Source organism: Listeria sp. SHR_NRA_18 (assembly GCF_003856515.1).
GTDB lineage: Bacteria > Bacillota > Bacilli > Lactobacillales > Listeriaceae > Listeria_A > Listeria_A newyorkensis.
The window spans coordinates 1-429 of sequence record NZ_QPKR01000073.1 but is presented as its reverse complement, the minus strand read 5'-3'; the positions used below and the strand labels follow the sequence as shown (position 1 = coordinate 429).

Annotated in this window: 1 protein-coding gene; it reads right to left on the bottom strand. The window is 68.8% G+C overall.

The genetic code is table 11. The annotated features are described in order from the left end of the window. A partial coding sequence (locus DUK53_RS17195; protein ID WP_201740743.1) for a DUF7133 domain-containing protein occupies nucleotides 1-429 on the bottom strand: 429 nt, incomplete at both ends.

Here is a 429-nt window from a genome sequence, read left to right as displayed (position 1 = left end):
GCCCGCCTCGGCCTCCATGCCGTTTTCCGCGACGTTGCTGTTGGAGCCCACGGTGGCGTAGAGCTTGGTGCCGTCGGCGCTGGCAATCAGGTTCTTGGTCCAGTGATGGTTGAGCGGCCGCGACGGCAGGTCGGCCAGCTTCGCGGGCGCGGCGGTGATCGCCGTCTGGCCGGGAACGTAGGGGAAGCGCACGACGGCATCGGCATTCGCCACGTAGAGCTCGTTGCCGACCAGCGCCATGCCGAAGGGTGAATGCAGCCCCTGCAGGAAGACGCTGCGCGTTTCCGCCACGCCGTCGCCGTCGGCATCGCGCAGCAGCGTGATGCGGTCGGCCGAGGGATTACCGGAGCCCGCCTTCGCCATGACCTTGCCCATGACCCAGTTGCGCACCTTCTTCACCAGCCCGTCGTCCGGCGGCGGCCCTTCGGA